Below are 22,565 nucleotides of genomic sequence, written 5' to 3'. Positions count from 1 at the left end.
GGAACTTCCCAGAATCGGCCACTATGATTGCGGGGATCCACGTGTTTGAGGAAAGGTAACCGAATAGTGCGACGTCGTGACGCCCGCCCGCCGGGCCCCGGCACCGCTGCTCCCGATGCGGCGCGCCATGGGGAGGACCCCGAGGGAACTCCGCGCCACATGAACGCGCCCAAGGGGCTCCCGTTGTGGCTAAAGATTGTTACCGGCCTCGTGTCGGTGGCTCTCGTTGCCGGCGTTGCTTTTGCAGCCTTCTGGTTTATCCGGCTACAGACCAACATCACCAAGGCCCCGCTATCCGCGGGCGAAACGCGTGATGCCACCGACGCCGTGGTGAATGACAAATCGGACCGGCTGCAGATCCTTATCCTCGGCTCGGACACCCGCGACGGGAAAAACTCGCAGTACGGCAACGCGGACGATTCCACTGGCTATGGCCACTCGGACGTCATGATGCTGCTGGACATTTCCGCTGACAACAAACGGGTCAGCGTCATGAGTTTCCCGCGTGACCTCCTTGTTGATGTGCCCCAGTGCACGGACCACACCAACAACCAGACGTTCCCCGCCCGTAGCGGCGTGATGATCAACGAGGCCATGGCAGAAGCCGGTATCGGTTGCGCCGTGGACACCATCAATAAACTCACCGGCCTGGAAATAGATCACTTCATGATGGCCGACTTCAATGCGGTGAAGGAACTCTCCAAGGCCGTCGGCGGAGTGGATGTTTGTGTCAGTGATCCCGTCTTTGATCCCGACTCCCATCTTCGTTTGCCGAAGGGCAATTCCCAGGTGGAAGGCGAGCAGGCCCTGGCATTCCTGCGTACCAGGCATGCCTTCGGAGACGGTGGCGACCTTGGCCGAATCAAGGGCCAGCAGGCGTTTCTTTCATCCCTGACGCGGAAGCTCAAGGCCGACGGCACGCTCGGCAATCCACAAAGGCTCCTGCAGATCGCCGACGTCGTGACGCAAAACCTCACTGTTGATGAGGGGCTGGCGTCAGTGCCATCACTGTTGACGATTGGTGGAAGGCTGAAGGACATTGATGTCTCCAAGGTCGCGTTTGTCGCCGTCCCCACCCAGCCTGCCGCATTGGACCCCAACCGGTTGGAGCTCGTTGAGCCCCAGGCATCACAGCTCTTCGCAGCCCTTCGCGCCGATCTGGACCTGACAAATCCCGGAGCAACCTCAAGCCCGGCTCCAACAGCGCCCGGGGACGGAACACCTTCGGCGGCCCCTACCACTGTTGCTCCTGCAGTTCCGGCCTACAACAAAGCCATCCAGCCGGTGGCAGTCGCCAACGGCAGCGGAGTTGGGACCAGGGCGCAGGAGATTTTGGCGACCTTGACCGGCAATGGATTTGCGCAGTCAGTTTCCTATCTGGCAAACCCTGTGGAGAAGACTGTGGTCTACTACGGTCCGGACTTCGCTGACGTTGCTACGGACATTGCCACGCTCTTCGGCATCCCGGCGGCACAGGTTCAGCCATCCCCACGGGTTTCGGGCGTACAGCTCTACGTGGGCACGGACTTCGCCACCGGGACAGCCTATGGGGCGGCCTCGGTTCCACCCGATGTAGTCAACCAGACGGCCAAAGAAGCAGTGTGTCAACAGGTGAACCCGCTCTACATCACCCAATAACAGTCATCTCAGCGGTAACAGGCTGCAAAGGCAGCCAAAGACGAATGGCCGGACCCCGATTCATCCACGGGATCCGGCCATTCGTCGTAGGGGCCTTACCAGATGCTGACCCTGTCCCCGGGTTCCATCCACATCCGGTCTCGATCGTTGACCTGGAATGCTTCGTGGAAGGCGTCAAGGTTGCGGGCAATGGCATTGGTGCGGAATTCGTTGGGGGAGTGTGGATCGGTGGCGAGCCTGCGGATCGCTTCCTCGGGCCGGATCACCTGGCGCCAGCCGGCAGCCCATGACATGAAGAACCGCTGCTGGCCCGTGAAACCATCCAGGACCTCAGGCTCGGCGCCGTCGAGACTGAGAAGGTAGGCCTTGTACGCAATCGTGAGCCCGCCGAGGTCGCCGATGTTCTCACCCAGCGTCAGCTTCCCATTGACCTTGTGGTCAGGTGCCGCATAGGGCGATAGGGCATCGTATTGGGCAACCAACTTTGCCGTCCGGGCTTCAAAAGCCGTCCTGTCCTCTTCTGTCCACCAATTGCGGAGTGCTCCGCTGCCGTCGAATTGGGATCCCTGGTCGTCGAATCCATGGCCGATCTCATGGCCGATCACGGCACCAATGCCACCGTAGTTGACGGCGTCGTCTGCCTCTGCCGTGAAGAAGGGTGGCTGGAGGATAGCGGCGGGGAACACGATTTCGTTCAGCATCGGGTGATAGTAGGCGTTCACGGTCTGTGGCGTCATGAGCCACTTGTCCAAGTCAACGGGCTTGCCTATTTCGTCCAGGTGGCGGTCGACGTCGGCGTCATGGGCCCGTTCTACGTTGCCCAAAAGGTCATTGGGGTCGATCTCAACGGCGGAGTAGTCGATCCATTTCTCAGGGAAACCAATCTTGGGGCGGAACGCATCCAATTTCTTGAGGGCCTCGGCCTTTGTATCCTCACCCATCCACTCAAGGGAAGAAATGCTGTCCCGGTAGGCCTCAATCAGATTGGCCACGAGGGTTTGCATCCTTGCCTTGTGACCTTCAGGAAAATGCCGCTCCACGTAAATTTGGCCCACGGCCTCGCCGAGTGCTGCTTCGACGACGGCAACGCCGCGCTTCCAGCGCTCCTTGTTCTGGGGGGTGCCGCTGAGGGTGGTCCCGTAGAAGTCGAAGTTCGTGTCCACAAACACCGAGGAAAGGTATGGCGCGGCGGAGCTGAGCACCCTCAGGGTCAGCCATTCCTTCCAGACATCCAGTGGTTCCGATTCCAACAGCGAAGCGGCGCCTGCAAAGAAGTCCGGTGTGCTGACCACGATCTCGCTCCGCTTGCCGGCGTCGACACGGCCGGCGTCAAACCAGGTATCCAGTAGGGGGAACAGCTTCGCTGCTTCTACCGCGGTCTTGAGGTTGTACGTCTTTTGGGGGTCACGAAGGGTGACGTTGTCCCAGTGGTGGGATGCGAGGGCCTTTTCCAAGGCGACAATGCGGCCAGCAGCGGCTTCTGCGTCAGGAACACCGGCGAGGCTAAACAACTTGGCGATGTATTCGCCGTAGGCAACCACGATCGCGGCAAACTTTTCATCGCGATAGTAGGACTCGTCTGGGAGGCCCAGGCCGCCTTGCCCGATGTACAGCAGGATCCGCTCCGGGTTTCCGGCGTCCGGCGCCGGGTAGATGGAGAACAGGCCGGACACATCGCACCGGAACAGCCGGCCCAGTAGCGCCGCGAATTCCTCGGCCGAACCCACTGAACGGACTTCTTCCAGACGCCCCCGGAGTGGCTCGAGCCCCTTCGTCTCCGCTGCGGCCTCGTCCATGAAGCTGGCGTAAAGTCCGCCGACCTTCTGTTCGACGCCGGTGGCTGAGGCTCCCTTGTTTGCCGCTTCCTCGATGATCGCCTTGACGGCCAGTTCTGCTTCGTCCCGCAAAGCGGTGAATGTGCCTTCCAGGGGGCGGTCGTCAGGGATCGTCGTGCTGTTCAGCCATGCACCGTTGACGTGCTGGTAGAGGTCGTCCTGCGGCCGGACGCTGTGATCTATGTTGGAAAGAGTGATCCCCGACTGTGGCACTGTTGCTCCTTGAATGGACGCTGCAGCCGGCGTTGCCACCGTCGCGGCGTCTGCATAGTGGACGTTGCATGAGGTGTTGCAATGTCATCATACGCACCGTGTTACTGTGAACTTGTGCGTGCGGGAATGCTTCTTCTTAGCTGCCGCGGCGAGGCCTGAAAGCTATCTGAAAAGCTGGGCCATCCTCGCCGCGGAGTTTCGTTGTGCCCGGCTAAGCTTTCACTTAGATCTTAGAGAAAAGGCCACACGACATGCGTAATGCACAAAAGCCCTCCGGTATGCCGATTCACCGCTACCTGCCGTTCCGGGACCAGATCACAGTTGAGGTTCCGGATCGTACTTGGCCGGACAAAGTCATCACCAAGGCACCACGCTGGTGTGCAGTTGACCTGCGTGATGGCAATCAGGCGCTCATCGATCCCATGAGTCCGGCGCGCAAGCTGAAGATGTTCCAGCTGCTCGTCAACATGGGGTTCAAGGAGATCGAAGTTGGGTTCCCGTCAGCATCCCAGACCGACTTTGATTTCGTTCGGCAGCTGATCGAAGGCGGCCATATTCCGGACGATGTCACTATCCAGGTCCTGACCCAGGCGCGTGAACACCTGATCGAACGAACCTACGAGTCGCTGGTAGGTGCCAAGCAGGCGATCGTGCACCTGTACAACTCCACGTCGGTGCTGCAGCGTCGCGTGGTCTTCAACCAGGACGAGGACGGCATCCTGGATATCGCCCTGCAGGGGGCCCGCTTGTGCAAGAAGTACGAGGAGACCCTGACGGACACTCACATCACTTACGAGTATTCACCGGAATCCTTTACGGGCACCGAGCTGGAGTATGCCGCCAGGGTATGTAACGCGATTGCCGATGTCTTTGAGGCATCCGCGGACAAACAGGTCATCATCAACCTGCCGGCCACCGTGGAGATGGCCACGCCGAACGTCTATGCGGACTCCATTGAGTGGATGCACCGAAATCTGCACCCGCGCGATGGCATCATCATTTCGCTGCACCCGCACAACGACCGCGGAACAGGTGTGGCCGCTGCTGAACTCGGCTATCTGGCCGGCGCGGACCGCATCGAGGGGTGCCTGTTCGGCAATGGTGAACGGACTGGAAACGTGGACCTCGTCACCCTGGGCCTGAACATGTTTGTCCAGGGCGTGGATCCCATGATCAACTTCTCCGACATCGATGAGATCCGCCGCACGGTTGAATACTGCAACCAGTTGCCTGTTCCGGAACGCTCACCATACGGTGGCGACCTCGTCTTCACAGCGTTTTCCGGTTCGCACCAGGACGCCATCAAGAAGGGCTTCGAGGCACTGGAGAAGGACGCCGCGGCGGCTGGCGTCCCTGTTGACGACTTCACGTGGCAGGTTCCCTACCTGCCTATTGACCCGAAGGATCTGGGCCGAAGCTATGAAGCCGTGATCCGGGTCAACTCGCAGTCCGGCAAGGGCGGCGTGGCGTATCTGCTGAAGAACGAGCACAACCTGGATCTGCCGCGGCGCGCACAGATTGAATTCTCCGGCGTCATTCAGCGCAGGACAGACGCTGTTGGCGGCGAGGTCAGCGGTGCGCAGCTCTGGCAGATCTTCCAGGACGAATACCTGCCCTCGGACGAGGAACAAGCACAGTGGGGCCGGTACTCCTTGGGCAGCGTAAGCACCGAGACGGACGAGTCGGGTGCCATGACCATGAACGCGAACCTGCGGATCGACGGCGTCGAGGTCCGCAGGACCGGCCACGGTAATGGTCCAATCGCCGCGCTGCTGGACATCCTGCACCATGACGGCGTAGATGTCCGCGTTCTCGATTACAGCGAACATGCCCTGTCGGAGGGCGGCAGCGCCAGTGCGGCCGCATATGTTGAATGCGCTGTCGGAGAGCGTGTCCTGTGGGGTGTGGGAATCGACCCCAGCACCACGACGTCGTCGCTGAAGGCGCTGATCTCTGCTGTGAACCGGGCAGTCCGGGACGCCCAGGCGTAAACGCCTGAACCGTGTGGTGACGGGAATCGCCGTCACCACACGGTCCGGCGGTCCTCCTTGGCCGCCGGCTTAGTGCGAAGATTAGTTGTGGCCAATCCCTCATCGTTTGCAGCACGGTCCTACCGGGACGATGCCGTGGTGCTCCGTACCCACAAACTGGGTGAGGCTGACCGCATCATTACCCTGCTGACCAAACACCACGGGCAGGTCAGGGCAGTGGCTAAAGGGGTGCGTCGGACCAGCAGCCGGTTCGGTGCACGGCTGGAGCCCTTCATGGTGGCAGACCTCCAGCTCATTTCCGGCCGCACCCTGGATATCGTCACGCAGGCTGTCGCCAAGGGGTCATACGGGAGCAGCATCGCGGCGGACTACGGCCGTTTCACGGTGGCAGCTGCCATGACCGAAACCGCGGAGAAGCTCACGGACGCGGATGCCGAATCCGGTACAGCCCAGTACAACCTCCTGGTGGGTGCGTTGGCCGCGCTCAGCCGCTCGGACCATCCTCCGGAGCTCATCCTGGATTCGTATCTCTTGCGTGCCCTGGCTACCGGCGGGTGGGCACCCAGCTTTACCGACTGCGCTCGGTGCGGCAGGCTTGGCCCCCACACAGCTTTCGCGGCACCTCTTGGAGGCATGGTGTGTGGCGATTGCCGTCCGCCCGGTTCGCCCGCCCCCGCGCCGGAGACTGTGGTACTTCTTGGCGCCCTGCTGACCGGGGATTGGGGCGTTGCTGACGCTTCGGATTCCCGGCATCGACGCGAAGCGGCCGGGCTAGTGGCCAGCTACCTGCAATGGCATTTGGAACGCGCCTTGAAATCACTCAAACACGTGGAGCGAAGCTGACTGTGGCACTTGGAAAGAAAAGCAAGACGACCCCCGCGAGGACTTCGCCCGTAGTAGCCCCGTATGGCCACCCTTCAGGTGCCGTTCCGCCGAACATTCCAAGTGAACTTATTCCACAGCACGTGGCAATTGTGATGGATGGCAATGGCCGTTGGGCCAACCAGCGGGGATTGCCCCGCATTGAAGGGCACAAGGCCGGCGAACCGGCACTGCTGGACGTGATGGCCGGAGCCATCGAGCTAGGCATCAAGTACGTTAGCGTCTACGCGTTTTCCACGGAGAACTGGCGACGATCTCCAGAAGAAGTCCGCTTCCTGATGGGATTTAACAAGGATGTGCTACGTCGCCAACGGAACCAACTCGACGAATGGGGAGTCAGGATCCGCTGGGCCGGGCGACGGCCCAGGCTCTGGGGCTCGGTTATCCGTGAGCTTGAAGAGGCCGAGGAATTTACCAAGGCCAACGACACTTGCACCTTGACCATGTGTGTTAACTACGGCGGCCGGGCTGAAATAGCCGACGCCGTCTCTGCCATTGCCGAGGACGTTGCCGCCGGGCGACTCAAGCCGGGATCCGTGACCGAAAAGACCATCCAGAAATATCTGGATGAGCCCGACTTGCCCGACGTAGACCTCTTCCTGCGCAGTTCCGGCGAGCAGAGGTTGTCAAACTTCCTGCTGTGGCAGTCTGCCTACGCTGAATTCGTCTTCATGGACACGTTGTGGCCGGACGTAGACAGGCGGACGCTTTGGGACGCCGTCGAGATTTACGCTAGGCGGGACCGCCGGTATGGCGGAGCGGTAGACGCGGCGCCAGCCGCTAATTAGCACGGGCATGCTGGATCAATACGGGTAGGACGAGAGCCAAACCGACACATCACGATAAGCCTGTTGGCGAATTGTCCTCCGGGACAGGAAAATGTCGTGGAGTGCCCCTGGGTAGCGGAACACAGCCGTTCGCCGGCCCAGGCCCAACGCACGGCGCGATGTCTCCTCGACGTCGATTACGGCGTCCGCCCTCATGAGGTCTGCCGTCCATTCGACCTGGATCCTGGTCCGGCCCGATAAAAGCACCAGGACCGGGGCATCGATGTTGAGTTTTCGCTCCACCGTTTTGTGGCCGGCGAGCACTGCCTTGGTCCATCCGGCGCGAATGGGGAATGAGGCGCGCGGCCGCCAGACCGAATCCAGCACCCATTCGCCGTGGGCTTGGTTGCTGACGCTCTTCCAGTACGCGGGCATCTCGGGGAACCTGAATGGACGCTTGGGGTCAGTTCGTGCGAAGGGCTCCACCAGATGCATGGCGATGCTGCGAACCAGGCTGCTGCCCTGGAGCTCAAGCCAAGGCGAGTTCAGCACCAGTGTCCCAATCCGGCCTGGGTGGCGGTCCGCCCACAAGGAAGCAATCAGCCCGCCCAAAGAGTGTGCGAGCACATGAATGGTTGGCGGCGCTGGATTGTTGGTCCTTGCCAAAACGTCCCGTTCGACCTCCAGCAAGGCTGCCTCGATGTCTTCGTCGTAGACAGCAAGGTTGGTTGTATATCCGGGCGTCTGACCGGGCAACAGGCTCCGCCCAAATTTCCGAAGGTCCAGCGCGTAGAAATGAAAGCCTGATGCAGTGAGGTACTCAGCGAGTTCGGTCTGGAGGAAATAGTCAGCCCATCCGTGAAGATAGAGAACCACGCGTGGCGCCCCCGCTGGATCCGTGGAAGCTGCCCGGCGCCTGCCTTTTGTGAAGGTGGAGAGAAAGTCAAGGATGCCGTGGGGAGTTGTGGCTGTAACTGGTGGGGCATGCCTGACGAGGGTCGCTTTGACGGTGCCCTCGTCGTCAGGGGGCAAGGGGAGTTCCAAGCACTGATACCCGCTGCCCAGGATGTCCGGTCGCCACAGTGATACTGATTCTTCGGTGGTGGTCATGCGTCCCCTTCCTGCCGTTCCTGCGGCAAGCCCTCTTCCATGTACCCGCGAATCCAACGTGAAAGCCTCGCGTAGGCATCTGCCCGGACGTTGGGTGCGGACAGAAAGACATCATGCAGGCCCCCGTCCACTCTCTCCAACGTCACGCTGCGGCCCAAGGCCATGGCCCTCAGTGCGATGATGCCAACGTCCAATACCGCATCCGAACGCCGCATGGACTCCTGCCACACCATTCCATTGGCACTGGCAGCCGACGTGAGTACCAGGACCGGGATGTCCAGGTCCAGGCCACGCGCAACCTGCGAGTGGCCGGCCAGAACGGCTCTGAGCCACCCCGCCCTGACAGGAAAAGCCAGGGGAGGCCGGTATTTTTCATCCAGCGGCCATTCTCCTTCGGCCGTGTTGCTTATGCTACGGAAGTAGAATCCACGCTCCGGGAGCCTCAGGACCATCTCCGGCCGGAGTTTTGCGAGAGGTCCAACCATCACTTGGGCGGCGCGCCGAACGATTGAGTTGCCATGCATTTCGAGCCAAGGGCTGTTCAGTATCAGGTGTTGCACTTGGCCCGGGTGCCTGCTCGTCCACAGCGCCGCGATAAGGCCTCCGGTGGAATGCCCCATCATGGCAACGTTGTCCCTGCGATGTGCAGGGCTGTCGCTGCGGATGACCTCGATGGCGCGACTGATTTCGGCATCGTAGTCCCCAAGGTTGGCCACATAACCACCATGCGAACCGTATATCAGGCTTCGACCATGGTTGTGCATGTCCAAGGCATAGAACTCATAGCCGTTCCTTGCCCAAAACCTGGCGAGCTCCACATTGAAGAAGTAGTCGCTCCAGCCATGAAGGAAGAGCAAGGCACCATGTGTTTCTCTGGCCTCCTGGGTCATTGATTCCGGTCGGTAACGGACCAACGTTGCCCGGCGCAGCACACCATCAGGTCCTTCGGCGTCCAGGACACGCGATTGGAAGTCCATTCCCAGGATGTCAGTCGACCAATCCATGCCTTCAGCTTAGACACTCGCTGCGGCATCGCGTCCCGCAGCCCTGCCAGTGAAAAGGCAACCACCCAGGAACGTTCCCTCCAATGCCCTGTACCCGTGGATGCCGCCTCCACCGAAGCCGGCCGCTTCACCCGCAGCATAGAGGCCAGGGATCACCTGGCCGTCTTGGTCCAGGACGCGGGAACGAAGGTCCGTCTGCAGCCCTCCCAGGCTTTTCCTCGTGAGGACGGAGAGCCTGATGGCAATGAGGGGACCGTGGGCAGGATCTGCCAGCCGGTGTGGGGGAGCCACCCTCATCAGTTTGTCAGTGGCAAAACGGCGGGCCGCCCGGATGGCGGCAAGTTGAGGGTCTTTACCCAGCCCGCTCGCCACTTGAAGGTCGCGGGCCCGGACCAACGCGTCCAGGTGATCAGCGCTGACCAGCTGATCCCCGGTGAGTCCGTTCATTTTCGCGGCCAGGTCCCGGGGCGTCGTGCCCTGGATGAAGTCGATGCCTTTGTCCAGGAAACGTTGTATTGGGGTATCGCCACCGGGCTTCAAGCGCGAGACGAGCAGTGAGACGTCCTTCCCCGTGAGGTCCGGATTCTGCTCGGAACCGGACAGCGCAAGTTCCTTCAGTGCAATAGTGCGGTTCAAAACGAACCACGAATAGCTGTGACCCGTGGCCACGATGTGGCGAAGCGCGCCAAGGGAATCGAAACCCGGGAACAGCGGCGCCGGGAGTTGTTGCCCGAGGGCATCCAACCACAGGGACGAGGGCCCTGGCAGTATACGGATGCCGTGCTTGGGCCATATGGGAGCGTAATTGTGGATTCCCTCGGGGTAGTGCCACATGCGGTCACCGTTCACCAAGGCTGCGCCGATGGATTCCGCAACCGGGAGGAAATCACCATCCACTGAGGCAGGAACGCCGCTGAGCATGTATGCCGGTGCATCATCGCCCGGCCACTGCCGGCGAACCGAACCGTGGTTGCCGCCAATGCCGCCTGTCGACACTACGACTGCGCCCGCCATCGCGTCGAAACCCCCGACGGCGGTGCGTGAGGAAGCTTGGCCGCGCACCGCCGTCGAGGGTTCCAGAACCTGGCCTGAGACGCCCACGACCCGGCCGGCCGTCGTCGTCAGTGAAGTTGCCCTATGCCGGAAATGCAGCGTTACCCGTCCGGCCTGGACACCTTCCTGCACCTTCGCAAGAAACGGTTCCACAAGGGCAGGACCAGTTCCCCACGTGACGTGGAACCGGGGAACCGTGTTTCCGTGTCCCTGGGGCCCGTAACCGCCGCGTTCTGCCCATTGCACGAGGGGGAAGATTCCGACGTCGAGGCTCTTCAACCATGCCCTTTTCTCACCCGAGGCGAAGTGGACGTACGCTTCTGCCCACTGCCGCGCAACCGCATCGTGAGGCTGATCAAAGCCGGCGGACGCCAACCAGTCCGAGAGTGCCAACTGAGCGCTGTCCTTGACACCGAGTCGGCGCTGCTCCGGGGTGTCCACCATAAACAGGCCCCCGAAGGACCAATGCGCCTGCCCTCCCAGGGATGCCGCCGGTTCCTGGTCCAGGATTGCCACGCTCTTGCCTGCCGCATATGCGCTTGCAGCTGCAACCAGCCCGGACAAGCCTGCACCGACAACGATGATGTCGGCGAGGATTCGATTCCCATGATTTGCGTCACGATCCGGTAGGGGCATGCGTACATGCTAGCTGTCGGCATGGTCACGGGTTTGGTGAGTTGTCAGTAAACCGGAAAACTAGGACCATGCGTGTTTACCCCACCTTCTTCAAGCTCGCCTTCTCCTGGATGGATGCCGAGAAAGCCCATAAGATCGGCTTCCAGGCCATCCGGGCGGCCCACCGCTCCGGTGCAGGGCGGATTCTGGCCAGGATCACAGCTCCGGATGCTTCCCTCCGGACCGAGGCCTTGGGCCTGACATTCCCGTCTCCCTTCGGCCTGGCGGCAGGTTTCGATAAGGAAGGCCATGGGATTGAAGCGCTGGCAGAGCTGGGATTCGGCCATGTGGAGGTCGGAACCATTACAGGCCAGGCCCAGCCGGGCAACGAGAAGCCACGCCTGTTCCGATTGATTGATGACCGTGCGGTTATCAACCGTATGGGCTTCAACAACGATGGAGCTGCTGCAGTGGCTCCGCGGCTCAAGTCCGCCAAAGCCGCACTGCAGCGCATGCACGCCGACGTTCGTCCAGTGATCGGCGTCAACATCGGTAAGACGAAAGTTGTTGAGTTGGATGAGGCCACAGAGGACTACTTGGTTAGCGCACGCAGCCTTGCACCGGCTGCGGACTACCTGGTTGTCAACGTCAGTTCGCCCAACACGCCAGGACTGCGGCTCCTCCAGAACGTGGAAACCCTTCGGCCGCTGCTCCGGGCAGTGGGGGATGCAGCTGATGAGGCAGCTGGCCGCCATGTTCCACTACTGGTCAAGATCGCGCCTGACCTCAGTAACGAGGACATCGACGACGTCGCCCGGCTTGCGCTTGACCTCAAGCTCGACGGCATAATCGCCACCAATACCACCATTACCCGTGAGGGCCTCGTCACTGACGCCGCCAAGGTTGAAGCACTGGGAGCCGGAGGGCTTTCAGGTGCCCCGCTGAAGCAGCGATCATTGGAAGTCCTGCGACGACTTAAGGAAGCAGTGGGAGATCAGCTCGTGCTGATTGCCGTGGGGGGAGTGGAGTCAGCCCAGGATGTTCAGGACCGTTTGGACGCAGGGGCAACCCTGGTGCAGGGCTACACCGCGTTCCTTTACGAGGGTCCGTTCTGGGCGTCACGCATCAACAAAGGCCTCGTGAAGATCCAGAAGCGCGGCTCCCGCTCGGTATAGGCTTCCGTCCCGAATCAAGAAGAAGACCCCGGACCATTGGTCCGGGGTCTTCGTGTAAGTAGGTTGGTCGGCGGTTAGGGGTACCGCTAGGCCGGGTACTGGCCGCGCTTGACCTGTGGCTTGGGGAGGCGGAGCTTGCGGAACTGCAGGGCGCGCATGCATCCGTACCAGACTGAACCGCGCTCGACTTCGCCGAACTTCTCGCCCAGGCGCTTGCGGAGCTTGCGTGAAAGGATGAAAGCATCGATGAAGACGGCAAGGAACATGATCCAGAATCCCACCAGGACATAAGTAATCTGCGCACTGTTGGACGGGATGATCAGCGAGACCACCACGAAGAGCAGGGCCCCGAACATCAGGTATTCACCAAGGCTGAACCGTGCGTCTACATAGTCCCGAACGAAGCGTTTCTGGGGACCCTTGTCCCTCAGCGGGAGGTACTTTTCGTCCCCCGTGTCCAATGCCTGGCGCATCTTCTGCCGCTGGTCCTGAATCGCGACGCGCTCGGCCTCCTTGGAAGCTTTACGGTCATTGGGCACCAACGGGCGCTTGCGGGCTGCCTCCTGGGCCTTCCGCTTGGGCGTAGGGGCGCCCTTTCCGGCACCCGGTTCCTGGGCGGCGGCGTGGGCCTGGTCTACTACTGCTTGAGCGCTGGGCTCTTCCTTTTTGCGTCCGAACACCCATACAGAATACCCCGCAGGGAGGTGGCGCAGGTTACGTGACCCCGCGGTACGTTTGGCGCGTGGGAGCCTGCCGCGCCGTCCCTTGTCGCCCCGTGGTCAGCGGTAAAGTTTGGGCATGACATCAGCACATGCGGGGATCCCGCAGAACCAGCAACGGAACTCCGGCCACAGCACGGAGGGATCGTCGTCGAACCAGGTCATCGGCAACGAAGCCGTGGCCGCTTTGGCCCACGCAGTCGATGAATCCTTTAGCGCCACTCTCAGCACGCTCAAGGACCTCGTGGGTATCCCGGGAATCGCGTGGCCCAGCTTTGACCCCGCCGAACTGGATCGCAGCGCCGAAGCTGTCGCATCTTTGGTAAAGGCCACCGGCATGGATGATGTCCGCATTCTGCGCTGCGACAAATCGGATGGAACGCCCGGCGGTCCCGCCGTCGTCGCCCGCCGTCCTGCCCGCGACGGAAAGCCGACCATTCTCTTGTACGCACACCACGACGTGCAGCCCCCGGGCGACCGGGCCCTTTGGACCTCCGAGCCTTTCATTGCGGAAGAGCGGGAAGGCCGCCTGTATGGCCGTGGCGCTGCTGACGACAAAGCCGGCATCATGGCCCACCTGGCTGCATACAGTGCTGTGATGAGTGTTCTGGGGGATGCGTTTGGCCTTGGTGTGACTTTCTTCTTCGAGGGCGAGGAAGAAGCGGGCTCGCCCACCTTCCGGACGTTCCTCGAGGAACACCGCGAACTTCTCCGGTCCGATGTAATCGTCGTGGCGGACTCCAGCAACTGGAAGGTTGGCCTTCCTGCACTGACCACAAGCCTCCGAGGGCTCGTGGATGGCACTTTCGAAGTCCGCGTGCTGGAACATGCGGTGCATTCGGGAATGTTCGGCGGCCCGGTGCTGGACGCCCCTACACTGCTGTCACGTCTCATCGCTACCCTGCACGACGACGAAGGAAATGTCGCCGTGGCTGGCCTCGTTCGGAATGACGACGTTGCGGTTGACCTGACGGAGGCTGAATACCGCGCCGACGCTTCAGTGCTCGACGGCGTCAAGCTCGCCGGGAGCGGGACAATCAGTTCGCGTTTGTGGACCAAGCCCGCGTTATCCATCATCGGCATGGATGTTCCCGCAGTTGACGTTGCCTCAAATACGCTCATTCCCGCAGCCCGGGCCAAGTTCAGCATGCGTCTGGCCCCCGGGCAGGATCCGGAAGCCGCAATGGAGGCTTTGAGGAACCACGTGGAGTCCCACGCGCCTTTCGGGGCCAAAGTTACCTTCACGCCGGGGGAGCGGGGCAACGCCTTCTCGACCGACACCTCATCAGCAGCTGCCAGGGTGGCACTCTGGGCCCTGGGCGAGGCATGGGGAGTCCAGCCAGTGGAAATGGGAATCGGCGGTTCCATCCCGTTTATTGCCGACCTGACCGAGGCATATCCCGATGTCCAGATTCTGGTCACGGGGGTGGAAGATCCCGATTCCCGCGCGCACAGCGCCAACGAATCATTGCACATCGGCGATTTCCGCCATGCAGTGCTGGCAGAGGCGCTCATGCTGGCGCGGATTAACGCTGAGGGCCTGGACCGCTAAGTAGCGTTGCCGTGTTCCCGGGCCGCTTGTTCGGGTGCCCTTCCGGGACGCGGACACGCCGGGAACAAGTCAATGCGGTCCGTGGTTACGTCAGAAGTTATAGCTCAGCGTCTGCGCGACGTAGCATGGAGCTATAACCCGCACGTAATTGGGTAAGGGCAGGCAGCGTTCCGGCGCCGCCGCCAGGAGCGTCATAAGAAGGTAGGCCAATGAGCACTGCAACCAACGAAAACAGCACCGGAGCACAGCTCGTCCCGGACGAGGAGCTTCCCACGCACGAGGTCAATCTGACCGATGTCGCAGCAGGCAAGGTCCGTAGCCTCCTCGAACAGGAAGGGCGCACCGATCTGCGGCTGCGCGTTGCAGTCCAGCCGGGCGGCTGCTCCGGCTTGATCTACCAGCTCTACTTTGACGAGCGCCTGCTGGATGGAGACGCCGTTCGTGACTACGACGGCGTTGAGGTCGTCGTGGACAAGATGAGCGTCCCGTACCTTAGCGGCGCCAGCATTGACTTCGAGGACACCATCTCGAAGCAGGGCTTCACCATTGATAACCCGAACGCCGGCGGGTCTTGCGCTTGCGGCGATTCGTTCCACTGACGTGAGCTGTCGCCGCATGTCGGCGCCCGTCTGGATGCGTTCCAACGCATTCGGAGCCACGGGGCCGACATGTGCGCGAAAACCGCTTCATAGCGGTAAGCTCTACATCGGGTAGTAAAACTTTTAGTGTGCCCGGTGGCCTTTGGCCTGCCGGGAGACAGCAACAAGAGGAAGGGCCGTCTGTGAGTTCGCAGAACCGAACCGGCAGCCGACGCATAAAGATCACCTCGATCACTGGCTTGGCACTAGCCGGCGCGTTGGTTTTGACCGGATGTTCACCAGAGGTAGAGAAGGGTTGGCTGCCAACAGAGCGCGGCACGACCAACCACACTGACCGGATCATGGACCTCTGGGTCAACTCATGGATCGCCGCCTTGGCAGTCGGTATCATCACGTGGGGCCTTCTGGTCTGGTGCATCATCGCTTACCGCCGCCGCAAGGGCACCACGGGATTCCCCAAGCAGCTCAGCTACAACCTGCCGCTTGAGGTCTTCTACTTGACCATCCCGCTGTTCATGGTGCTGGTGTTCTTCTACTTCACCGACCAGGACCAGCGGGCGATCGATGACCGCTCACAGCCGGCAGACGTCGTCGTTGACGTCCGCGGCAAGCAGTGGGCCTGGGACTTCAACTACAAAAAGGGCGAGGTCGTCAGCGAGGACCTCCACGAGGCCGGCGTTCAGGCCCACCTGACCGGCAACGAGGTCAACAAGGACCTGCTCCCCACGCTGTACTTGCCCGTTGGCAAGTCGGTTGACCTGGAGCTGAACTCCCGCGATGTCATCCACTCTTTCTGGGTTCCGGCCTTCCTGCAGAAGCGGGACATGATCCCCGGCAAGACCAACTACATCAGGTTCACTCCCACCAAGGAGGGCACTTTCGATGGCAAGTGCGCCGAACTCTGCGGTGAATACCACTCCGAAATGCTGTTCCGCGTCAAGGTTGTCTCCGAGTCTGAATTCCAGGCCCACATGGACAAGCTTCGCCAGGACGGCAACACGGGCCTGCTCGGTGCGGAATACGACCGCAACCCGGACCTGATCGAAACCAAGTAAGGGGAGCGACGTGGCTACTTACACTCAATCCGCCGGGACCCTAGAGGCTCCCGTAGTTCCTAAATCCAAGGGACGCATCGTCGTCAACTGGATCACCTCCACGGACCACAAGACCATCGGGTACATGTACCTCATCGCGTCCTTTGTGTTCTTCTGCCTCGGCGGCGTCATGGCGCTGCTGATCCGTGCCGAACTGTTCGAACCGGGTATGCAGATCCTGCAGACCAAGGAACAGTACAACCAGATGTTCACGATGCACGGCACCGTGATGCTGCTGATGTTCGCGACACCGCTGTTTGCGGGCTTCACGAACGTCATCATGCCACTGCAGATTGGTGCCCCCGACGTCGCCTTCCCGCGATTGAACGCGCTGGCCTTCTGGTTCTTCCTCTTCGGCTCCACCATTGCTGTGTCCGGCTTTATCACGCCGCAGGGTGCTGCATCGTTCGGCTGGTTCGCGTATGCGCCGCTGTCGAACACCACCTTTACGCCCGGCGTCGGCGGTGACCTGTGGGTCTTCGGTCTCGCACTGTCGGGCTTCGGTACCATCCTTGGTGCCGTCAACTTCATCACCACGATCATCTGCATGCGTGCCCCTGGCATGACCATGTGGCGCATGCCGATCTTCACCTGGAATGCCCTGGTGACGTCCATCCTCGTCCTGATGGCGTTCCCGCCGCTGGCCGCTGCCCTGTTCGCCCTCGGCGCGGACCGCAAATTTGGTGCCCACATCTTCGACCCCGAAAACGGCGGCGCAGTACTCTGGCAGCACCTGTTCTGGTTCTTCGGCCACCCTGAGGTTTACATCATCGCCCTGCCGTTCTTCGGCATCGTTTCTGAGATCTTCCCTGTCTTCAGCCGGAAGCCGATCTTTGGTTACAAGGGCCTTGTCTACGCAACCATCGCTATTGCCGCACTTTCCGTCACCGTGTGGGCTCACCACATGTACGTGACTGGTTCCGTGCTGCTCCCGTTCTTCGCCTTCATGACCATGTTGATCGCGGTGCCCACAGGCGTAAAGTTCTTCAACTGGATCGGTACTCTCTGGCAGGGTTCCATCACCTTCGAGACTCCGATGCTGTGGAGCATCGGCTTCCTGGTGACCTTCCTGTTCGGTGGCCTCACCGGTATTATCCTGGCGTCGCCGCCGCTGGACTTCCACGTCTCGGACTCGTACTTCGTTGTGGCCCACTTCCACTACGTCGTCTTCGGCACCGTGGTGTTCGCCATGTTCGCGGGCTTCTACTTCTGGTGGCCCAAGTGGACCGGCAAGATGCTCAACGAACGCCTGGGCAAGATTCACTTCTGGCTGCTTTTCCTTGGCTTCCACGGAACCTTCCTGATCCAGCACTGGCTGGGTGTTGAAGGTATGCCCCGCCGCTACGCCGACTACATGCCGCAGGACAACTTCACCTGGATGAACCAGTTCTCCACGATTTCGTCCTTCGTCCTGGGTGCGTCCCTCCTGCCCTTCTTCTGGAATGTCTACATCACCTGGCGTAGCAACAAGAAGGTAGAAGTTGATGACCCTTGGGGCTTCGGTGCGTCACTGGAGTGGGCAACGTCCTGCCCACCGCCGCGCCACAACTTCACTTCCCTGCCCCGTATCCGCTCTGAGCGCCCGGCACTGGACCTTCACCACCCGGAGTTGGCCCAGGTCCACACTGCCCAGTCCCCGGACCCGGCAGCAGTGCTGCTCGGTAACGCTGACCAGAAGGACGTCCGCAAGTGAAAATTGAATCGTGGCTCTTTGGAGCAGGAGCATTCTTCTTCATCCCTGTCGCCATCGCCTACGGCTTCCTGACGGAATGGCATGAGTGGGTCGGCGTTCTGGGCATTCTCCTGGTTGGCGGTCTCGTGGGCATGATCGGCGCCTACCTGGGCTTTACTGGCAAGCGGATTGGCATGCGTCCGGAAGACCGCCCTGATGCTGAAATTCACGAGGGCGCGGGCGAGCAGGGGCACTTCAGCCCTTGGAGCTGGTGGCCGCTGGTTCTCGGCATTGCATGCGCAAGCGGCTTCCTGGGCCTTGCGGTGGGTTTCTGGATCACCTTCATCGCGGGTGGCCTTGCCGTTGTGGCACTGGTCGGCTGGGTCTTCGAATACAGCCGCGGCGACCACGCCCACTAGCAGCAAACAGCATAACGACGACGGGCCCCACCTTCTGGTGGGGCCCGTTCTCGTGGTTGGGGTTTCAAGGGGCCTGAGTGCCCTCCAGCACAGCAGAAAGTCCCACGAGGGCATCGTCGGCGTCGGAGACATTTTGGCCCTCCTGGAGGGCATCCAGTGCCACCTCAAGGAACACCTCGCAGCCGTGGCCAAAATCTTCCGTCATGACTTCCAGGAGCGAGCGTGCGTCGACCGGAAGGCCATCCTGCTTCCGTATTGTTACGGGCAGGCCTGTCTCGGTTACTGCCCGGACAAATACCGCTGCTGCACGCGCATGCAAGCCAATTTCTGCTGCGACGAAGGATTTCTGCTCCGGCAAGCCCAGCTCCTTTGCTAAGACGGAATAGCCGTCCGTGAAATTTGATCCATACAAGCGTAGCCGCCTCCAGGCCAGCTCTCCATATCGCGTACTGCAGCTGGTCTAGACCTGTGCCCCGACTGATCTACCCTTAATGCATGATTCATTTGATGTTGGGCACTTGTCATGCCTGAAGCCGCGAGTATCGCCGGTGAAATTGACCGGACCAGCAGCACTCCCATTTATATCCAGCTCCGGGAGATACTGAGGAGTTTCATTGCCCAATCATGTCCGCCGGGTTCCTCGCTGCCGTCCGAACGGGATCTCTCGTTAAGGTTTGGCCTTGCCAGGATGACCGTACGCCAGGCCATTGACGCCCTGGTGGGTGAAGAAGTCATCGAGCGTGTGGTTGGACTAGGTACGTTCGTGAAGAAGCCCAAGCTTGACCTCCAAGTGAAGTTGACCTCCTATAGCGAGGAGATGCAACGCCGAGGGATGGTCCCGGCAGCCAAAGTGCTGAGCTTTGAACAGATTGCTGCCAGCGCCTTTTTGGCGAGGGAGCTTCAGCTGGAAGAAGGTACGCCGTTGGTCCGTTTCAGGCGCTTGCTGTTGGCCGACAACGAACCAATGAGTGTCGACGAGAACTTCATTCCGGCACACCGCGTCCCTGGGCTATTGGACGAGGCACCGCCCACTTCGCTCTACAACGTCCTGAGCGAACGCTATGGCCTGGTCATGGAATGGGGGGAGGACATGATCGAGGCCACCGCCGCTTCCCCGTCAACTGCAAGGCTGTTGAACGTGGACGTAGGCTCACCCCTGCTGAAGATCCAGCGTCACGCCTTCGTGGCCCGGGCAATGGTGGACTACTCGGTTTCGTACTATCGAGCAGACCGCTATAAGCTCTGGGTTCCGCTGCAGCGACCAGGCGTTCGGCCCACACGCAACTATTCCTCCGGCTACCGGACTCAATAGTGCAGGCAGTGGTCCCTAGTGACCACTCACAAGTAGCAAGTAAAAACACGGAAGGGCCCGATCCATATGGATCGGGCCCTTCCGTGTCTTCAAACAGGAACTAGTGGCTAAGACTCTTCTGGTCTTCGCCAGCTTCGATGGCCTCGTGGTGGCCATGCGCGTGGGCGGCTTCGAGTTCCGCAGGCGTCGCCGGAGCAACACGGTCTTCGAAGAACCACTTGGAGAGCGCTGCCCGGCGCTTTTCCTTGCGGGTCACAACACCATGTTCGTTCGGCGTGGCCGGCAACGGAACCGGAGATTCGAACCCAACGAGCTTGTAGCGCTTGTACTCGTCCAACGGAGCGTGTACTTCGATGAACTCACCGTGGGGGAGTCGTACGATGCGGCCGGTCTCACGTCCGTGGAGCGCGATCTCCCGGTCCTTACGCTGCAGAGCCAGTGCGATTCGCTTGGTCACGATGAAAGCAATGACAGGGCCGATGAAGAACAGAGTGCGCAGCCAGTACGTGACATCGTTCAGGGATACGTGGAAATGCGTTGCGATGAGGTCCGAACCTGCTGCAGCCCACATGACGCAGTACCAAGTGAAACCGGCAACACCGATCGCGGTACGGGTAGGTGCGTTGCGGGGACGGTCAAGGACGTGGTGCTCACGGTTGTCCTTGGTGACCCAGCGTTCAATCCACGGGTACATGAACAGCACGGTGAAGATGATGCCGGCGGGCACCAGTGCCGGGAGCAGGACGTTCAGGGTCAGCGTGTGTCCGAAGACGATGTACTCAAAGTGGAAGTTGTTGACGACACCAGGCATGAGGCGAAGTGCACCGTCAACGAATCCGATGTACCAGTCAGGCTGGGTACCTGCGGAAACCGGGGAGGGGTCGTAGGGACCGTAGTTCCAGATCGGGTTGATCGTAAAGGCAGCTGCCATGAGGGCCAGCACGCCGAAGACGATGAAGAAGAACCCGCCAGCCTTGGCAGCGTAAACCGGGCCAAGGGGGTAGCCGACGACGTTGCCGTCGTTGCGTCCTGGGCCGGGGTACTGCGTGTGCTTGTGAACAACCACCATGAACAGGTGAATAACGATCATCAGCAGAATCAGGGCAGGGACCAGAAGGATATGAAGCACGTAGAGGCGACCAATGATCGCAGTGCCCGGGAATTCTCCGCCGAAGAGGAAGAACGAGATGTAGGTACCAATGACCGGGATGGACTTGATAACGCCATCGATGATGCGCAGACCGTTGCCGGAAAGCAGGTCATCGGGGAGCGAGTAGCCGGTGAAGCCGGCAGCCATTGCCAGGATCAGCAGGACGCCACCCACCACCCAGTTCATCTCACGCGGCTTGCGGAACGCGCCGGTGAAGAAGACGCGCAGCATGTGGACGCCAAGCGAAGCCACGAACAGCAGCGCCGCCCAGTGGTGCACCTGGCGCATGAAGAGGCCACCACGAACATCGAAGGAGATGTTCAGGGATGAGCTGTAAGCCACCGACATTTCGACGTTGTACAACGGCGTGTAAGAACCCTGGTAGTGGGTTTCAGCCATGGACGGGTCGAAGAAGAAGGTCAGGAACGTACCCGACATCAGGAGGATGACGAAGGAGTACAGCGCCACCTCACCGAACATGAATGACCAGTGGTCAGGGAAGACCTTGCGGCCGAACTCGCGCAGGATGCCGGAGCCGCCTACACGCTCGTCTACGAAGTCAGTGAAACGGCCAACTTTGGTCTTCGCTACGAAGGGGGCTTCAGCTGTTGATGAGGCGCTCATGCTCGTCACGCTCCCAGTAACTCGGTCCTACAGGTTCTTTGAAGTCGCTGGTAGCGACGAGGTAGCCCTCTGCGTCAACTGCGATGGGCAGCTGGGGGAGCGGACGGCTTGCCGGTCCAAAGATGACCTTGCATTCCTGCGTGAGGTCGAACGTGGACTGGTGGCACGGGCACAGGAGGTGGTGTGTCTGCTGCTCGTAAAGAGCAACCGGGCAACCAACGTGCGTGCAGATCTTGGAGTAGGCAACAATGCCGTTGTAGCTCCAGTTCTCGCGGCCCTCGGACGGGTTCAGCGAGTTCGGATCGAGGCGCATCAGCAGAACGACGGCCTTGGCCTTTTCGTTCAGCTTGCCCTCGTGAAGTTCGTTGAGTCCCTCGGGAATGACGTGGAAAGCCGAGCCGATGGTGACATCCGAAGCCTTGATGGGAGTGCCATCGGGGTCGCGGGTCAGTCGCTTGAGCTTGCCACCTTCGGGAGCCCACATGGTGTGTGCGAGCTTGTCATCCGGACGCGGTCCCAAGTCGCCGAAGATGGCGAGGGCAGGGAGCGGAGCAAGGGCAACGGCGCCAAGAAGGGTGTTGCGGATCAGCGGGCGGCGCTTAATGCCGGTTTCCTCGACGATGTCGTCGACGATACGCACGGCAGCCTGGCGATCTTCCTCATGACGGATAGCGTGGCGCTCTTCCGACACTTCGTGATCGGGCATAAGGGCCTTGGCCCAGTGCACGATACCGGTGCCGATGCCAAGCATCGCGAACGCCGTACCTAGGCCCAGGAGCAGGTTTTGGGTACGGATGGTTGCAATCGTCGAATCGTCGCCCAGATCGATGGCGAAGTACGCCACCAGGAAGATCAGCGTGCCAATGACGGAGGTGCCAAACAAAATGGCTACCTGACGTTCGGCTCGCTTTGCGGCTACCGGGTCCGTGTCAGCCAGGCGCAAACGATGCGGAGGGAGTCCAGGATCCTGGAACTTCTCCACCTCATTCTGACCAGCCGTAGCTACGGTGCCCGAGTGGTTCGGACTGCCGTCACTATGGTTGCCCATAATTCGCCTCATCCTTCTCTCGTTGTCTCGGCCTGAGCCGAGTTAATTTTCAGTTCGAAACTGCTGACCATGCAGCAGAAGTTTGTTGTCTCG

The 22,565-nt window shown here is 60.8% G+C and carries 19 protein-coding genes; 11 read left to right on the top strand and 8 right to left on the bottom strand.

Annotated features, from left to right (window positions below; all coding sequences use genetic code 11):
• Positions 1–66 precede the first annotated feature (66 nt).
• On the top strand, positions 67–1,638 hold the full coding sequence (locus ACZ5G6_RS13770) for an LCP family protein (RefSeq protein WP_498685987.1): 1,572 nt from the start codon (positions 67–69) through the stop codon (positions 1,636–1,638).
• Positions 1,639–1,733: 95 nt separating this feature from the next.
• On the opposite strand, the gene ACZ5G6_RS13765 is transcribed toward ACZ5G6_RS13770, so the two are convergent.
• Complete coding sequence (locus ACZ5G6_RS13765; protein WP_498685985.1) at positions 1,734–3,686, bottom strand: M13 family metallopeptidase; 1,953 nt, start codon at positions 3,684–3,686, stop codon at positions 1,734–1,736.
• A gap of 251 nt (positions 3,687–3,937) precedes the next feature.
• Here ACZ5G6_RS13765 and leuA point away from each other — a divergent pair, with 251 nt between their 5' ends.
• The 3 genes from leuA (at position 3,938) to ACZ5G6_RS13750 (ending at position 7,347) form a co-directional block, all read left to right on the top strand.
• On the top strand, positions 3,938–5,677 hold the full coding sequence (leuA, locus tag ACZ5G6_RS13760) for a 2-isopropylmalate synthase (protein WP_498685983.1): 1,740 nt from the start codon (positions 3,938–3,940) through the stop codon (positions 5,675–5,677).
• A gap of 87 nt (positions 5,678–5,764) precedes the next feature.
• Positions 5,765–6,520, top strand: a complete 756-nt coding sequence (gene recO, locus ACZ5G6_RS13755) for a DNA repair protein RecO (RefSeq protein ID WP_498685981.1) — start codon at positions 5,765–5,767, stop codon at positions 6,518–6,520.
• A 2-nt stretch (positions 6,521–6,522) separates the two neighbouring features.
• A complete protein-coding gene (locus ACZ5G6_RS13750) occupies positions 6,523–7,347 on the top strand; it encodes an isoprenyl transferase (RefSeq protein WP_223932969.1) in 825 nt (274 codons plus the stop codon).
• A 15-nt stretch (positions 7,348–7,362) separates the two neighbouring features.
• Here the strand turns inward: ACZ5G6_RS13750 and ACZ5G6_RS13745 are convergent, their stop codons facing one another.
• From ACZ5G6_RS13745 to ACZ5G6_RS13735, 3 genes are read right to left on the bottom strand one after another with little or no spacing between them, the layout of a single operon-like run.
• Entirely contained in the window at positions 7,363–8,436 is a 1,074-nt protein-coding gene (locus tag ACZ5G6_RS13745; protein WP_498685977.1) for an alpha/beta hydrolase, read from the bottom strand.
• The gene (locus ACZ5G6_RS13740) at positions 8,433–9,440 is read right to left on the bottom strand and encodes an alpha/beta hydrolase (RefSeq protein ID WP_498685976.1); all 1,008 of its coding nucleotides are present in this window, start codon (positions 9,438–9,440) and stop codon (positions 8,433–8,435) included. Before ACZ5G6_RS13740 ends, ACZ5G6_RS13745 begins: the two co-directional genes overlap by 4 nt.
• Before the next feature lie 9 nt (positions 9,441–9,449).
• Positions 9,450–11,129 carry an FAD-binding dehydrogenase gene (locus ACZ5G6_RS13735; protein WP_498685973.1) on the bottom strand — a complete coding sequence of 560 codons (1,680 nt, stop codon included), beginning with the start codon at positions 11,127–11,129 and terminating at the stop codon, positions 9,450–9,452.
• A gap of 68 nt (positions 11,130–11,197) precedes the next feature.
• Here ACZ5G6_RS13735 and ACZ5G6_RS13730 point away from each other — a divergent pair, with 68 nt between their 5' ends.
• The gene (locus ACZ5G6_RS13730) at positions 11,198–12,283 is read left to right on the top strand and encodes a quinone-dependent dihydroorotate dehydrogenase (RefSeq protein ID WP_498685969.1); all 1,086 of its coding nucleotides are present in this window, start codon (positions 11,198–11,200) and stop codon (positions 12,281–12,283) included.
• A gap of 86 nt (positions 12,284–12,369) precedes the next feature.
• Here the strand turns inward: ACZ5G6_RS13730 and ACZ5G6_RS13725 are convergent, their stop codons facing one another.
• Positions 12,370–12,963 (bottom strand): DUF3043 domain-containing protein, encoded by a 594-nt coding sequence (locus ACZ5G6_RS13725; RefSeq protein WP_223932964.1) that lies wholly within the window; start codon positions 12,961–12,963, stop codon positions 12,370–12,372.
• Positions 12,964–13,081: 118 nt separating this feature from the next.
• Between ACZ5G6_RS13725 and ACZ5G6_RS13720 the strand changes: the two genes are divergently transcribed.
• The 5 genes from ACZ5G6_RS13720 to ACZ5G6_RS13700 all read left to right on the top strand — a co-directional run bounded on the left by ACZ5G6_RS13720 (position 13,082) and on the right by ACZ5G6_RS13700 (position 18,338).
• Entirely contained in the window at positions 13,082–14,554 is a 1,473-nt protein-coding gene (locus ACZ5G6_RS13720) for a dipeptidase (RefSeq protein ID WP_498685967.1), read from the top strand.
• A 209-nt stretch (positions 14,555–14,763) separates the two neighbouring features.
• Entirely contained in the window at positions 14,764–15,153 is a 390-nt protein-coding gene (locus tag ACZ5G6_RS13715) for a HesB/IscA family protein (protein WP_216925609.1), read from the top strand.
• Between the two features lie 182 nt (positions 15,154–15,335).
• Positions 15,336–16,208, top strand: a complete 873-nt coding sequence (gene ctaC, locus ACZ5G6_RS13710) for an aa3-type cytochrome oxidase subunit II (protein ID WP_223932962.1) — start codon at positions 15,336–15,338, stop codon at positions 16,206–16,208.
• A gap of 10 nt (positions 16,209–16,218) precedes the next feature.
• Positions 16,219–17,940 carry an aa3-type cytochrome oxidase subunit I gene (gene ctaD, locus ACZ5G6_RS13705; RefSeq protein ID WP_216925611.1) on the top strand — a complete coding sequence of 574 codons (1,722 nt, stop codon included), beginning with the start codon at positions 16,219–16,221 and terminating at the stop codon, positions 17,938–17,940.
• The gene (locus ACZ5G6_RS13700) at positions 17,937–18,338 is read left to right on the top strand and encodes a cytochrome c oxidase subunit 4 (protein ID WP_223932961.1); all 402 of its coding nucleotides are present in this window, start codon (positions 17,937–17,939) and stop codon (positions 18,336–18,338) included. The genes ctaD and ACZ5G6_RS13700 overlap by 4 nt, the downstream gene beginning before the upstream one ends.
• A gap of 64 nt (positions 18,339–18,402) precedes the next feature.
• Here the strand turns inward: ACZ5G6_RS13700 and ACZ5G6_RS13695 are convergent, their stop codons facing one another.
• Positions 18,403–18,696, bottom strand: coding sequence for an HPr family phosphocarrier protein (locus ACZ5G6_RS13695; protein ID WP_223932960.1), 294 nt, complete (start codon positions 18,694–18,696; stop codon positions 18,403–18,405).
• A gap of 165 nt (positions 18,697–18,861) precedes the next feature.
• On the opposite strand from ACZ5G6_RS13695, the gene ACZ5G6_RS13690 reads away from it, so the two are divergent.
• On the top strand, positions 18,862–19,650 hold the full coding sequence (locus tag ACZ5G6_RS13690; protein ID WP_223932959.1) for a GntR family transcriptional regulator: 789 nt from the start codon (positions 18,862–18,864) through the stop codon (positions 19,648–19,650).
• Positions 19,651–19,750: 100 nt separating this feature from the next.
• On the opposite strand, the gene qcrB is transcribed toward ACZ5G6_RS13690, so the two are convergent.
• The gene (qcrB, locus tag ACZ5G6_RS13685) at positions 19,751–21,424 is read right to left on the bottom strand and encodes a cytochrome bc1 complex cytochrome b subunit (protein WP_223932958.1); all 1,674 of its coding nucleotides are present in this window, start codon (positions 21,422–21,424) and stop codon (positions 19,751–19,753) included.
• Positions 21,402–22,472, bottom strand: a complete 1,071-nt coding sequence (gene qcrA / locus ACZ5G6_RS13680) for a cytochrome bc1 complex Rieske iron-sulfur subunit (RefSeq protein WP_223932957.1) — start codon at positions 22,470–22,472, stop codon at positions 21,402–21,404. The genes qcrB and qcrA overlap by 23 nt, the downstream gene beginning before the upstream one ends.
• Between the last annotated feature and the right edge of the window lie 93 nt (positions 22,473–22,565).

The organism is Arthrobacter sp. TmtSoilC51 (assembly GCF_055388015.1).
This window is presented reverse-complemented; position numbering and strand designations above follow the sequence as displayed.